General features: G+C 48.9%; 9 protein-coding genes and 1 riboswitch. Of the genes, 3 read left to right on the top strand and 6 right to left on the bottom strand.

What is annotated here, in order from left to right:
• Window positions 1–29 precede the first annotated feature (29 nt).
• Complete coding sequence (locus tag NW199_RS00765) at window positions 30–692, bottom strand: HAD-IA family hydrolase (protein ID WP_022472299.1); 663 nt, start codon at window positions 690–692, stop codon at window positions 30–32.
• Window positions 693–694: 2 nt separating this feature from the next.
• The gene (locus NW199_RS00770; RefSeq protein WP_258333301.1) at window positions 695–1,708 is read right to left on the bottom strand and encodes an RluA family pseudouridine synthase; all 1,014 of its coding nucleotides are present in this window, start codon (window positions 1,706–1,708) and stop codon (window positions 695–697) included.
• A 695-nt stretch (window positions 1,709–2,403) separates the two neighbouring features.
• Between NW199_RS00770 and NW199_RS00775 the strand changes: the two genes are divergently transcribed.
• A complete protein-coding gene (locus tag NW199_RS00775) occupies window positions 2,404–5,325 on the top strand; it encodes an Rne/Rng family ribonuclease (protein ID WP_258333302.1) in 2,922 nt (973 codons plus the stop codon).
• A 69-nt stretch (window positions 5,326–5,394) separates the two neighbouring features.
• The gene (locus NW199_RS00780) at window positions 5,395–6,642 is read left to right on the top strand and encodes a DUF2863 family protein (RefSeq protein ID WP_022472841.1); all 1,248 of its coding nucleotides are present in this window, start codon (window positions 5,395–5,397) and stop codon (window positions 6,640–6,642) included.
• Between the two features lie 79 nt (window positions 6,643–6,721).
• On the opposite strand, the gene NW199_RS00785 is transcribed toward NW199_RS00780, so the two are convergent.
• The 4 genes from NW199_RS00785 to NW199_RS00800 all read right to left on the bottom strand — a co-directional run bounded on the left by NW199_RS00785 (window position 6,722) and on the right by NW199_RS00800 (window position 13,313).
• Window positions 6,722–8,329 (bottom strand): amidohydrolase, encoded by a 1,608-nt coding sequence (locus NW199_RS00785; RefSeq protein ID WP_258333303.1) that lies wholly within the window; start codon window positions 8,327–8,329, stop codon window positions 6,722–6,724.
• A gap of 4 nt (window positions 8,330–8,333) precedes the next feature.
• Window positions 8,334–9,740, bottom strand: coding sequence for an APC family permease (locus NW199_RS00790; protein ID WP_258333304.1), 1,407 nt, complete (start codon window positions 9,738–9,740; stop codon window positions 8,334–8,336).
• A gap of 107 nt (window positions 9,741–9,847) precedes the next feature.
• Window positions 9,848–10,022, bottom strand: a riboswitch (Lysine riboswitch).
• Between the two features lie 115 nt (window positions 10,023–10,137).
• Window positions 10,138–12,726, bottom strand: a complete 2,589-nt coding sequence (gene clpB / locus NW199_RS00795; protein ID WP_258333305.1) for an ATP-dependent chaperone ClpB — start codon at window positions 12,724–12,726, stop codon at window positions 10,138–10,140.
• A gap of 185 nt (window positions 12,727–12,911) precedes the next feature.
• Entirely contained in the window at window positions 12,912–13,313 is a 402-nt protein-coding gene (locus NW199_RS00800; RefSeq protein ID WP_249091786.1) for a CrcB family protein, read from the bottom strand.
• Between the two features lie 87 nt (window positions 13,314–13,400).
• Between NW199_RS00800 and NW199_RS00805 the strand changes: the two genes are divergently transcribed.
• On the top strand, window positions 13,401–13,865 hold the full coding sequence (locus NW199_RS00805; protein WP_249091787.1) for a peroxiredoxin: 465 nt from the start codon (window positions 13,401–13,403) through the stop codon (window positions 13,863–13,865).
• Window positions 13,866–13,874 lie beyond the last annotated feature (9 nt).

Raw genomic sequence — 13,874 nt, forward strand, 5'->3', positions numbered from 1 at the left:
TATCCTTCATTAAAACTTCGACTAGAAAATTAAAGCAACTCGTCAACACCCAGAGCGCTCGCTAACTGGGGCACATCGTCCACAACAGGCACCTTCCACTTCACCAATTCACTCTTGGGAAATGCTCCGTAGCTGACAGCCACAGCCGCGCAGCCGGCATTTTTCGCCAACCACAGATCGTGCTCGGTGTCACCGATCATCACCATTTGATGAATGTCCACACCAGTCTCTTCAGCCAACATTTGCAGCATCAGCGGATTGGGTTTGCCGGCGCTTTCATCAGCCGTAACCGTTGCTTCAAAAATATCACCCACCCCGGTTTGTGCAAAAACCCGATCCAATCCCCGACGACTCTTTCCGGTTGCAACGGCAAGACGCAGACCGGCCGCTTTCATTTTGCGCATTAGATCTTCAAGTCCGGGGAAGATTCCGATTTCCTTTTCTTTAACGAGATAGTACTCACGGTAAGCTTGTTCAAACTGATCGTAGTGATCAAAACGGAATTCAGGCTCAATGGTTAAAATCGCACTTCTCCAATCCAGTCCAATCACACTTCTGGCGATCTGCATGCCGGGATCTTTATAACCCAAGGCGACAAAAGCATGGCAAATACCCGCGGCGATCGGTTCGGTTGTATCCATGACCGTACCGTCCCAATCAAAAACAAACAGATCAAATTTGGGTACCAACATCGTTATTGTTCCTTTCTCTGCATTAAAGCAGTAATTAACTCTGCACAATCTTTAGGCAATTGAGCGGTCACAGACATTGACTGTCCGGAAATCGGGTGCTTGAATTCTAAGCGATAAGCATGCAGAAACATTCGCTTAAAGGGAATGCCGAGACTGCCTTTAGCGATTTTCTTATTTTCTTCAAAATCACCGTATTTATCATCACCGACCAAAGGGTGACCCGCCCATTGAGCATGGACTCGAATTTGGTGAGTGCGTCCAGTTTTCAAATCAACATTGAGATAAGAAACTGCCCCGAAACGCTCAATGAGCTGAAAAATACTATGACTTGGCAACCCCTTTTCTTCGTCCACACAGACACGCCGTTCACCGGATGACGTTACAAATTTATAAAGCGGGGCTTTAATGTGCTGACGGTCATTGACCCAGTCACCCAAAACAAGGGTTTTATACGATTTATGTAATTCACCGTTTCGGATCATCTCGTGAAGTCTGACCAAAGCCTTTCTGCTTTTAGCCAACATCATCACGCCGCTTGTGTCACGGTCGAGCCGGTGCACAAGTTCCAAGTAAGGTTGGTTAGGGCGGGTGGCTCGCAGCCGTTCAATCAAACCGAAACTAACGCCTGAACCACCGTGTGCAGCTAATCCCGCAGGCTTATCTACCACTAAAATGTGCTCATCTTCGTACAAAATCGGCAATTCAATATCGTCAATCGGACGGGCTGATTCTTTTTTAGCGATCGTCGATACACGAATAGGCGGCACTCTCAACTCATCGCCCAACTGCAAGCGGGTATCAACCGTCGCTCTTTTTTTATTAACACGGACCTCCCCGCCTCGCACAATTCGGTACAGATGGCTCTTGGGGACGCCTTTAGCTATACGAAATAAGTAATTATCAAGCCTTTGTCCATCCGCATCCGCGCCGATGCGAATCCAGACAACGGCATCAGCTTTAGCACTCGCTTGCGATGATGGAATAAATATAGGGGTTTTCCCAACTAAATTTGCCATAACTCTATATAATGGGGAACTTGTTGAATCGGAACAAAAAATGTAGTTTGTTGCGATCAACTTTGATCGAAAATCAACATGTGCATTTTAGCCATGTTTTGATTAAAAATTTCTCTTTGTTGAACCGTGTGTCCAACGAAGTTTTTTGTGTGCCTGAAAGAGCTGCCTTTCAGGTTGTTGTGGCGGAGCTGCAGTTTGTCTGCAGACTGTGAAGCCTAAGTGTTTAATACACGAAAAGCAGCAAACGGTATTTGTTAAGTCCTCTTTTCGGACCCAATCGGTTGATCAGAGGCGTTTGTTAATTGCCGTGATGAAGAAATCTGTGGTTGGACAAGCCCCACTGGGATCACCGTTGAACATTTTCGGTGAATCAGACTTGTCAATATTAAGACGATAATGTTTATTAGACCTCATGTGAGGGATTGAGCTCATAGATGCAAAATAGGGTCACTATTTTGAATTCGTTCGTTTCGGTGCTCTCCCTACCGCGGCTTTGATAGTGACGCGACACATGTCTAACAATTTGTTTTCTCGCACGACCTCGGTTAGAGCTATTCACCGGGGGTCTGGTTATTTGAGAAAAGATTAAGCGGCCGGATGTTTTTCCCGGCTATGCTTGCGCCACGGATTTGTTTCTGACACGGCACGCCAGACTTTGACGACCTGCGACAGTGGTTGTCAGCCCGGAGTGTTCAATGAAACGCATGTTATTTAACGCCACGCACGCCGAAGAGACGCGCGTCGGTATTGTTGATGGCCAAAAGCTCATCGATATTGATATCGAAACAGCCGGCCGTGAACAACGTAAATCCAATATCTACAAAGGCATCATTACCCGTATCGAACCGAGCCTTGAAGCTTGTTTCGTCAATTACGGTGAAGATCGCCACGGTTTTCTCCCTTTTAAAGAAGTTTCCCGTCAATATTTCAAAGAAGGCGTCGATGTTCGCACGGCGACCATCCGTGATGCCCTCGTTGAAGGACAGGAACTGATTGTTCAAGTTGAAAAAGAAGAACGCGGCAATAAGGGTGCTGCACTAACCACCTTTATTTCGCTTGCCGGCCGCTATTTGGTCTTAATGCCTAACAATCCTCGCGGTGGCGGTGTTTCCCGTCGTATTGAAGGTGAAGAGCGTCAGGAACTGCGCGAAACGATGGATCGTTTGAAGTTGCCTGCCGGCATGAGCATCATTGCCCGCACCGCTGGGATTGGCCGCACGGTTGACGAATTCCAGTGGGACCTCAATTACCTGCTCAAACTTTGGGAAGCGATCTGCGAAGCCGCTCAACCGCAATACGAATTACAAAGCCGTGAAGGCAACCGCGTTGTTACCAAATACGTGACGGAATCCGTCGGTCCCAAGGGTGAGGCACTTAAGCGAGCCAACCCCGCACCGTTTTTGATCGTTGAAGAAAGCAACCTGGTCATTCGCGCTATTCGCGACTACTTCCAACCGGAAATCGGTGAAATCCTCGTTGATACCGATGAAATTTACGATCAAGCCCGTCAGTTCATGGCCCATGTGATGCCTGACATGGTGGGCCGGGTCAAGCGCTACCGTGAAGAAACGCCGCTTTTCTCGCGCTTTCAAATTGAGCATCAAATTGAAACCGCTTACTCGCGTACGGTCCCCCTGCCCTCCGGCGGCGCTATTGTGATTGACCACACGGAAGCCCTGGTGGCCGTTGACGTGAACTCTGCACGCGCAACCAGAGGCTCTGATATTGAAGAAACCGCCTTCAGAACAAACTGCGAAGCAGCCGACGAAGTAGCTCGCCAAATGCGTCTTCGCGACTTGGGCGGTTTGATCGTGATCGACTTTATCGATATGAACGATCCGAAGAACCAACGCGCAGTTGAACAACGCCTCAAAGACGCGCTCAAGTATGACCGAGCCCGTGTTCAAATGGCAAAAATCAGCCGCTTCGGTTTGATGGAATTGTCCCGTCAGCGCCTGCGTCCGGCCTTAGCCGAAGGCAATCACATCACCTGCCCGCGTTGCAACGGCGTTGGCGTCATTCGTGATACTGAAAGCTGCGCATTGCAGATTTTGAGAATTCTTGAAGAAGAAGCCATGAAGGAAGGCACAGGAGCCGTCCACGCTCAAGTGCCTGTGGATGTCGCAAGCTTCCTTTTGAACGAAAAGCGTCGTGATATTGCCAAGATTGAACAACGTCACCGTCTGCCTATCGTTTTGATTCCTAACAAGTTCCTCGAAACGCCGCACTACCATATCGAACGTCTGCGTTACGACGATGAACGCTTGGATGATGAAGTGGCTAGCTACAAGCGAGCTGAAGAAATTCAACCCGATGAGGAGGCTATCGATCCTTATCGCGTGAAGAAACCGGAAGAAAAGCCGGCGGCCAAACGCCAAGAACCGGTTCTTCGCAACTTCATGCCCGAAGTAGCTCCTGAACACAATGAAGCTGACCGCTTAATCAATAAGAAGGCCGAGCAACGGGCCGCCCGCGAAGAAGCGGCCAAGCGTGCCCAAGCCGCCCAGGAGCCGAGTCTTATCCGACGTCTGATTAACTTCCTCTTTGGTTCCGGTCAAAAACCGGCTGAAGAAAAGAAGGACGAAGAGAAGAAGGGACGCTCTGATCGTCGCTCTCGCCGCAATCCCCGCGATCGTCGCGAGAAGGACTCTACGTCGCGTCGTCAACGCAGAGAACGCACCCGTGTTGAAAAAGATGAAGACAAGAGTGCAACGGTTGATAAACCGGAAACAACGGAAAGAGTAAAGACTCAAGACAAGGAAGCGGTTCGTGATACGCAAACCCGTCGCCGTCCGCGCCGCCGTGTCAAGAGTGAAGACGCTCCGGAATTGCTACCCGCGCCTGAAACCAAGGTTGCTTTGCCCAAACCCGTTGTGGAAGAAGCCGCACCGGCTCCTCAAACGGTTGCCAATGACGAAGACTTCAACTTTGCTACCGATACCATTCCTGAAGCAAAGGTTTCTGAAGAACGTGTCGAAGTTTCTGTTGAAGCCCAACCTCAGGCTGAAACGCCGAATATTGAACGTCGCCCGCGCCGTCGTCGTCGCACAACAGACGATTTAATGGTTCGCCGTGATCGAATTCCGCCTGAAATCGAAGCCGAAGAAATGAACCGTGCTCCGATTGTGTTGCCTGAAGAATATATCGAGGAAGCCCCGGTGCGCACTGAACCTTTGAACGAATCCGTGCTTCATAGCGAAGTGAAGGGAAATACGGTTGAACCGCGTCACGTGAACGTTGAAAGTCAAATCGCTAATCAAAAACGCGAACCGTTGGCACAGCGTCCCCGCGCCGAAGAGCAACCTCTCGAAGAAAAGGTTGAAGACGTTCAAAAAAACGAGGTAACGGTGGAGGTTCCTGTTGCCGAAGCCACTTTAGCAGTTGAAGAAACTGTTTCTGAAACCGCTGAAGTTGCGACAGCAGAAGACGCCATGGCGCGTTTGACAGCCGGTCTTGATGAAGCCTTGGCTAAGAGTGGTTTGACCGTTGTGCACACCAATCCTGAATTGGTCCACCCAGTTGATTACTCACCTGTCATCTATCCGGGACGCCCCAGAAAGGTTTTGCCGCCTTTGGATGACACGCCGCTCATTCAGATTCACACAAAGACCCTCTGATATTACTGATTACTGACTCGGAGGGCGAAGCCAAATGGCTCGCCCTCCTCTTTTTCTAAACAAAGTATCGTGACTGACAGCAAACTTCTTAATAAGACAATTGATGAACTCGTAAAACTCATCAAGAAAGCCGACGCAGCAACCGATATTGATCAAAAATATCCGATCTACACCAAGTTGCAGCTGGCCGCTGCTTCAGCGTACGCCAAATTAGAGTCAGACTTCATAACACCGGTCATTCAAAAGCTAGAAGAAAACAATTACGAATACAGCGATTTAATGCGCTGGACATTTTTCTTTGAATGCTTATCGTGCAACATCACAGATGACAAATACACTCATGCCTTGATGGTCATGCCGTTTATGGCCTCAAGCGCCTACGGTTTGCCGTTCGGAGAAATTCCGCAAGAAGCGTTAAAGAAAATCGAGGTTTTCTTAAAAGGTCTCTTTACACCTGACTATCAAATCCGCATCAATAGCGATATGGTCAGTACTGATACATTTGCCCTACGGCCTTTTGAAATGCAAAGCCATGTCAGACAATGGGTGGCCTCGAGTAAACCTGGTATCTCGCGCTTTATCACTTCTGAAGAGACCCGTGAGGAGATGACCGAGCTTGTTGCTGATATTCGTTTAATTCCTTTCATTGTCAGCACCCCCATCAAAAAGCTTCCGCTCACCACTTTTGTGCCGGAAGTCAGTTTGCAGAAAATGCAGAAAAATCTTGTTTTCGCACTCAAGCGCATTTTTGATGAGCATTACCCGGCAACGCACATGGAATTTTTGCAGCATCCTTCTGAAGAGCTTCAGACGTACTTGCAAAAAGTCGATGATCCGAAGAACTACAACACAAGTCTCATGTTGCCGTGCATTGCCTCCATGATGGAAGCCGGCCGTCTCTTCCGCCATTTCTCTTTAAGAGAAGCACTTGCCAAGCTTCAGCAAACTGACGGCTACGCCATTAAAGATCTGCAAATTGCCGTCGCTCCTTTTTACGAACCGGCGGGACCCGGAGAGGCAAAGATGGCAGAATTTCGTCTTGGCATCAGTCTTAAGGGCGAGAATTCAAAGGTTTATCAAGGATTGGGGTGGCCTGTCTTTTTTGATGATCCCGCCGAGCTTCTCGATAGTCTCGAAGCCACTTTAATGCTGCACAAATTTGAGCATGAGCAAGTGCGATTTGTGAGTGAAGGGACGTTTATGCTCGAAGACGATGATGAGGAAGTTCGTTACCCGGCCTTTGACGGTAAGCTCTATGAACCATTCTTACGTGAAGAGATTTCTTACCTGACACCGACTCTTTATCAGCTCAATTGATCTTTTGTCTTAACCAATAAATGAACGGCTCTGTCGCGTATTTTTGCTGACAGAGCCGTTTCTTATTTAATGGATTAAATTAGTTGCGTTGAAAAACGAAATTACCGTTAACCATCGTGGCATCGACCTTAACCTTGAGGATGTCGTCAGGATTAATGGTGAAGATGTTGTCGCTTAAAACAACAAGGTCCGCGAGATACCCCTTCATCAAACGCCCCTTCACCTTTTCATCAAAGGAAGCGTAGGCGCTTTCAATGGTGTAGGCATCAACGGCCGAATAAATATCCACACATTCCTCAGGATGCCAACCGCCGGCAGGTTCGCCACGCAAATTCTTGCGAGTCACCGCACAGTAAAGGTTGGCAATCGGATCCATATCTTCTACGGGGCTATCCGTACCGTAGCTCGTGTGAACGCCCAAATCCATCAAGGTCTTGAAGGCATAGCTTGTTGCCGCCAAGTCCTTACCCACACGATCTTCCACAATGGCCGTGTCGTAGTGCAGGAAGATCGGCTGAACCAAAGCTAGGATGTCATTCTTTGTGAAGCGTTCAAGCAACGGACGATCCGTGATCTGAACGTGAATAATGCCCAAACGCAACGGATTTTCACCATTTTCACAAACCTTGTCATAGGCGTTCAAAACGTTTTCAATCGCCGCGTCCCCAATGGCGTGCACAGCCACGCCACAATTATTCTTAACAGCCATGCCGACCAACGTATCGATTTCTTCAGGCGTTAAGGTGGCAATACCACGAGTGGACGGATCATCAGCATAGGGTTCACGCATGTAGGCCGTACGGGCGCCGAGGCTGCCGTCAACAAAGAGCTTCAAGGGACCGAAGCGGTTGAAGTCGTTACCCACACCCGTGCGATAGCCTTTATCCAAAAATTCTTGGAAAGCATTGGGCTCCATGAAGCTGAATTGGTGGTAGACACGGACAGTCGGCGTTTCAGCCAACACTTGATTGTAAGCTTCAAGCGTCGATTCCCAGTCTCCCATGCGCACGTCACACGTTTGAACAGAGGTCACCCCCGTTTCATTGGCGTGCTTCATGGCTGTACGGATTAAACGCTTTTTCGTTTCAACAGAGCGTTCACTCATCAAGCAGCGAACCTGAGCGCGTGCGTTTTCACGCACAACACCGGTCAATTCTCCATTTTCTTGGTCAATGGCGCCGCCTGCGTTTGGAACCGTGTCAACCGTGACACCGGCCATTTCAAGCGCCTTGGTGTTGCAAGTCAGAATGTGACCGCAAGCGCGATCGAAAATGATCGGGTAATCCGTCGAAATCTTATCCAAGTCGTGACGAGTTAAAAGACGATGCTCGTCTGTAAAGTAGTCCTGATTCCACCCCATCCCGTGAATCACTTCACCGGGCTGCGGTTGATTTTCTTCAATATAGCGACGACCGCGTTCAATCACTTCTGCGATGGAAGTAACACCTTGAAGTCGAACGGCAGCCAACGCGATACCCGTGTTAAAGAGGTGTTGGTGCGAGTCATTAAAACCCGGAACAATCGTGCGGCCTTGAGCATCGTACAAATTTTCGTTGCCCGTGCAGGCAGCGCGCACCTCTTCCTCTGTACCGACCGCTGCGATCTTACCATCATCACCCACTAAAAGGGCCTGGGCAAATACGCCTCGTTGGACATAAATATTGGCGTTATAAATCAATGTCGACATGGTGTTACTCTCCATTTTCCTTAGCTTGAGCGGCCACTTGAGCGTCGTGCTGCTTGCGGAACATTACTTCATAGATAACCAAACCAAGCAACGGCACAATGAAACCTAAAACAACGGTGATCGGATCGTTGCTGATCGTGTTGATGATCAAACCGATCATCACAGCGCAGATGATCAAAATCGGGATCGGATAGAACCAAACGCGATACGGGCGTTCCAAATCTGGATACTTGCGGCGCAAGACAATCACGGCAAAGAAAGTCATACCGTGGAAAATCATACCGCACAAGGCAACCAAACTCGTCAATTCACCCAAGGTTCTCGACAGAATCAAAACAATGGCGAGAACAGCCGAGGCAAGTTGGGCGTTGACCGGCGTGCGATACGTCGGGTGAAGCTTGGCAAAGGGCTTAAAGAACGCACCGTCACGAGCCATGGCGTAAGTCATACGCGGAAAGGCAAGAACGCAACCGTTTAAGGAACTGAAGATTGCCAAAATCATGGCAGCGCCCACGATGTAGAGACCGGCGCTGCCAAAGAGCATGTTGGCGGCTTCCGTACCCAAGTAGTAGTTGCCGGAATTAACCATTTCAACAATCTTGCCGTAAGGCACGACACGGAAAATGGCGTAGTTAAAGAGCACGTACAAAAGCGCCACGCCAACGATAGCCAAAATCAAAGCAAGCGGAATGTTTCTCTTCGGATTCTTGATTTCTTCTGCAATGTTATTGAGGTTGGTCCATCCTTCATAGGCCCACAACGTGGCGATAACGGCGAAACCGATCATCGAAAGCAAAGTCGAGATGGAGGGCATTTCACCCGGGTACATGAAGAGGTCGGGGGATTCTTCGCCCAAAAGCAGACCCGCAAAGAGAATCAAAAGAATCGGCAACATCTTTAAAACCATAAAGACATTACCCAAACGGCTGCCGATACCCACCCCGCGGATATTAATGAGCGTCAGGAGCAAAACGGTGGAAATGGCAATAACCTTTTGACTGATCGGGTCAATTGTCCAAATGGAATTGAGCGCCGCGGCAAAGGCGACAGCCAATGCAGCGATGGAGCCCGGGTTGGACAGGCAGAAATTACCAAACCCGCACATAAAGGCAATGCGTTCGCCATAAGCTTCACGCAAATAAACGTAGTAGCCGCCCGCCTTCGGGATCATGGCACCTAATTCAGCAAAGCAGATACCGCTCAAAAGCGTCACCAGACCGCCGATTAACCAAACCAAAAGGGAGAGACCGGGACTCATGCCCGCGCGTTGGAGAACGATGGCACCGATGTAGAAAATACCGGAGCCGATCATGATACCTGCCAAAACGGAAATGCCACCGAAAAGCGTTACATCACGACGCATTTCAGTCTTTTCGCTTTGCAGTTGATTGGCAACAGAGCTTGTCGTCATCATCTAGTCCTTATTGTTATTGAATTAAACAAAAGCTACAAAAAAAAAGTTGCATCCATCGATGCAACCTTGCTTATGTCATTCAAATAAGGCGATGACAGCCGTTTGCGATCGATAGCTCCTCCACTTCCTGTCGAAAGCGGGAGTCATGGAAATATTCTTCCCATGCCCAACTGGTGATTCCTACCGGAATCATCGTTTCGGCGACTTGACCTTTCTCGAGCTGTCTTCGGGTGTCCCCTCAGGCTTGATACTCTTTCGCGTCGCGCCTCTATCAACTTTGGATTAAATTAAACGCCAAAAATTAACGTTTGTAAATAGAAAGAAAAAACAAAAAAGGCCCGATTTTTTTATTTCGGGCCTTTTTTTAAGCAATTTAGATTAGAAGTTTCTAAATTTATGCGTCAACTGACTTCACATCAAAGGTGAAGTCATCGCCTTTGGCACCAACCGTCACGGTATCACCCGGTTTAACGTTGCCAGCCAAAAGCAGACGAGACAAACCGTTTTCGATATGATCTTGGATTGCGCGCTTCAATGGACGAGCACCGTAAAGCGGATCAAAACCAACCTTGGCAATTTCCGTTAAGGCTTCATCGGTCACAACCAACTTAATGTCCTGAGCCTCGACACGGGCGGCCAATTTCTTCAGTTGAATCTTGGCAATATCCTTAATCACCGATTCACCCAAAGCATTAAAGACCACAATCTCATCAATACGGTTGATGAATTCCGGACGGAAGTGCTCACGCACCTGCGCCATCACAGCGGTCCGGATTTCATCCTTGCCGGCTCCGACAAGCGACTGAATTTCATGAGAACCCAAGTTACTTGTCATGATGATGACCGTGTTCTTAAAGTCCACCGTCCGACCTTGACCATCGGTCATACGACCGTCATCCAAGACCTGCAGCAAGACGTTAAAGACATCCGGGTGCGCCTTTTCCACTTCATCGAGCAAAATGACGCTATAGGGTTTACGGCGAACGGCCTCGGTCAAATAGCCGCCCTCTTCATAACCCACATATCCCGGAGGCGCACCGATCAAACGAGCCACCGAGTGCTTTTCCATGAATTCGCTCATATCGATACGGATCATGGCGTCTTCCGTATCAAAGAGAAACTCTGCTAAAGCCTTTGTCAGTTCCGTCTTACCGACACCTGTCGGTCCTAGGAAGAGGAACGAACCGTAGGGGCGATTCGGATCTGATAGACCGGCCCTTGAGCGCAAAATCGTTTCAACAACGGCCTTGACGGCTTCGGGTTGTCCCACGACACGGCGTTCGAGCGCTTCACCCATGTGAAGAAGCTTTTGACGCTCGCCTTCCATCATCTTGGAAACCGGAATACCCGTTGCACGGGAAACCACCTCGGCGATTTCCTCTGCTCCGACGCTTGTACGCAAGAGCTTGGGCTTCATCTCGCCTTTCTTAGACTCTTCTTTTCTCAGCTTTTCCTCAAGTTTAGGCAACACGCCGTATTGCAACTCGGCAAGCTTTTCGAATTGTCCCTGGCGGCGGTACTCTTCCATTTGGTGACGGGTCTTATCAATATCGTCACGCGCTTTCTTCGCTTCAAGCGCCTCGATCTTTTCTTTCTTCCAGACCTCTTCCAAATCACCGTACTGCTTGGTCAGATCCGTGATTTCGTCTTCAATCGCGGCCAACCGTTTTTTACTGGCATCATCGGTTTCTTTCTTCATCGCCTCGCGTTCAATCTTTAATTGAATGATTCGGCGATCAAGCTTATCAAGGGCTTCCGGCTTGGAGTCGATTTCCATCTTCACGCGTGCCGCCGCTTCATCGATCAAGTCAATTGCCTTATCGGGCAAGAAACGGTCGGTGATGTAACGGTGCGACAACTCAGCCGCAGTCACGATAGCCGGGTCAGTAATTTCAACGCCGTGGTGAGCTTCGTACTTTTCCTGCAGTCCACGCAAAATAGCGATCGTATCCTCAACGCTTGGTTCATCGACCATCACTTTTTGGAAACGACGTTCAAGCGCGGCGTCCTTTTCAACGTACTTGCGGTACTCGTCAAGCGTGGTCGCCCCGATTACGTGCAATTCTCCACGGGCAAGAGCCGGCTTTAGCATATTGCCCGCATCCATCGAGCCCTCGGTCTTACCGGCTCCGACCACGGTGTGCAGTTCATCGATAAACAAAATGATCTGACCGTTGGCACGCGTGACTTCTTTGAGTAACTTCTTTAAGCGTTCCTCAAATTCACCACGGTACTTGGCTCCGGCAATCAAGCCTGCCATATCCAAACTTAAAATCCGTTTGTTTTTCAACGTATCAGGCACTTCGCCATTGACAATACGCTGGGCCAAGCCTTCCACCACGGCTGTCTTACCGACACCGGGTTCACCGATCAACACAGGGTTATTTTTCGTTCTGCGCTGCAGAATCTGCATGGCACGACGAATTTCATCATCACGGCCGATAACCGGGTCAAGCTTGCCTTCACGCGCCTTGGCGGTTAAATCAATGGTGTACTTTTTGAGGGCTTCGCGCTGATTTTCCGCATCCGGATTATCAGCCGAGTCTCCGCCCCGCACTTCTGCAATGGAAGCCTCAAGCGCCTTACGGGTTAAGCCGCAGCGTTTGGCAATACGAGACGCTTCCCCTTGCGCTTGCGTCAAAGCCAAGAGTGCCATATCCACGGAAATGTATTCATCACCGTGAGCCATGGCTTCCTTTTCAGTGAGGTTCAACCAATTGATCAGATCGCGGCCGGGCTGAATATCGCCCCCCGTACCGCTTACCTTCGGCAAATGGCGAACCGTGTCTTCAACCTCTTGAACAAGCCTTTGAACCGATACACCGGCTCTCTGTAGCAACGACTTCGTGGATCCGTCTTCGTCACGCAAGAAAGCTGCGAGAAGATGCACGTCTTCCATGATTTGGTTGTCGTTGCCAAGCGCAATTGTTTGTGCGTCAGCCAAAGCTTGTTGGAATTTTGTCGTTAATTTATCTTGTCTCATTGTTTTCTTTCCTTCTGCTTTGCCCGTTTCCAGAACTGGCAAAACAATCTTTCTAACTCCTATATGGGGTAGGGTTTAGAAATTTCAAGAGAAAAGAAAAAGATATTTTTTACTTATTTTTCAATGAGATAATGACAAACTGAAATAGATTGTCACACAAAAGAGGTGGATCAAAAACTTTTTTCTCACAGATGCCCGCGAATGGTTAGCACACCGAGAATCAAAGCAATAAAAGAACCGCCGATATGCATCAAGAAGTGTTCAAGAGAAGCTAGCCACTGACCGGTCAGCATAAAGTGCAGGTTTTCTCCCAAAACCGCCGTCAGTGTGGAAAAGGCACCGAGAAAACCGGTGATGATAAAAAGTCTGACGGCTGGACTGATTTCCGGCCGGGTCGAAAGCCAGGCCAGAGCCATCCCCATCAGGTAGGCCGCGCAAAGATTAGACAAAAGCGTTCCCAAGGGCGAAGATAGGAACCAAGAGGTGCCGTTAAAGGCATAGGTAAGCCACCACCGGATCATCGCACCTAAGGTGGCACCGGTAGCAACACTAACAACCACTAACCAAAGAGGACCGTCTTTTGTCATAGCTAATTCACAAAAAATTGCGATGATTGTACGCCAAGAAGCAAAAGCTTTGTTAAGCTTTAAGCGCTTACATTAAAAGGATTTGCGATGAGCGTTACTTTAAATCAGCCGATTGCTCCATTCTCTGCCCAGGCTACCACTGGAGAAATCACTTCCGAAATGTTCAAAGGCCGCTACACGGTCCTTTATTTTTATCCCAAAGACAATACCAGCGGCTGCACGATGGAAGGCCGCGACTTCGCCGCGCTTTACACGCAATTTAAAGAGGCCGGCTGTGAAGTGATCGGTGTTTCCAGAGATTCAATCAAAAGTCACACCAACTTCTGCAACAAGCAGGGTTTCCCCTTTGCGTTAATTAGCGATAGCGAAGAAACGCTTTGCAAGGCTTTTGACGTCATTAAACTGAAAAAGCTATACGGTCGTGAGTACATGGGCATTGAGCGCAGCACTTTCCTCATTGATCCTCAAGGTGTCGTTTGCGCCGAATGGCGAAAAGTAAAAGTGGCCGGACACGCTCAGGCTGTTCTTGAACATTTGAAATCGTTGCAATAAGGAGAAAAG

Source organism: Parasutterella secunda, assembly GCF_024733725.1.
Classification (GTDB): domain Bacteria; phylum Pseudomonadota; class Gammaproteobacteria; order Burkholderiales; family Burkholderiaceae_F; genus Aphodousia; species Aphodousia faecalis.

Excerpts from the sequence above, each read along its gene's own strand:
- NW199_RS00765 (WP_022472299.1), bottom strand. The coding sequence starts at position 692 with ATGTTGGTACCCAAATTTGATCTGTTTGTTTTTGATTGGGACGGTACG.
- NW199_RS00770 (WP_258333301.1), bottom strand. The coding sequence starts at position 1,708 with ATGGCAAATTTAGTTGGGAAAACCCCTATATTTATTCCATCATCGCAA.
- NW199_RS00775 (WP_258333302.1), top strand. The coding sequence starts at position 2,404 with ATGAAACGCATGTTATTTAACGCCACGCACGCCGAAGAGACGCGCGTC.
- NW199_RS00785 (WP_258333303.1), bottom strand. The coding sequence starts at position 8,329 with ATGTCGACATTGATTTATAACGCCAATATTTATGTCCAACGAGGCGTA.
- NW199_RS00790 (WP_258333304.1), bottom strand. The coding sequence starts at position 9,740 with ATGACGACAAGCTCTGTTGCCAATCAACTGCAAAGCGAAAAGACTGAA.
- clpB (WP_258333305.1), bottom strand. The coding sequence starts at position 12,726 with ATGAGACAAGATAAATTAACGACAAAATTCCAACAAGCTTTGGCTGAC.
- NW199_RS00800 (WP_249091786.1), bottom strand. The coding sequence starts at position 13,313 with ATGACAAAAGACGGTCCTCTTTGGTTAGTGGTTGTTAGTGTTGCTACC.
- NW199_RS00805 (WP_249091787.1), top strand. The coding sequence starts at position 13,401 with ATGAGCGTTACTTTAAATCAGCCGATTGCTCCATTCTCTGCCCAGGCT.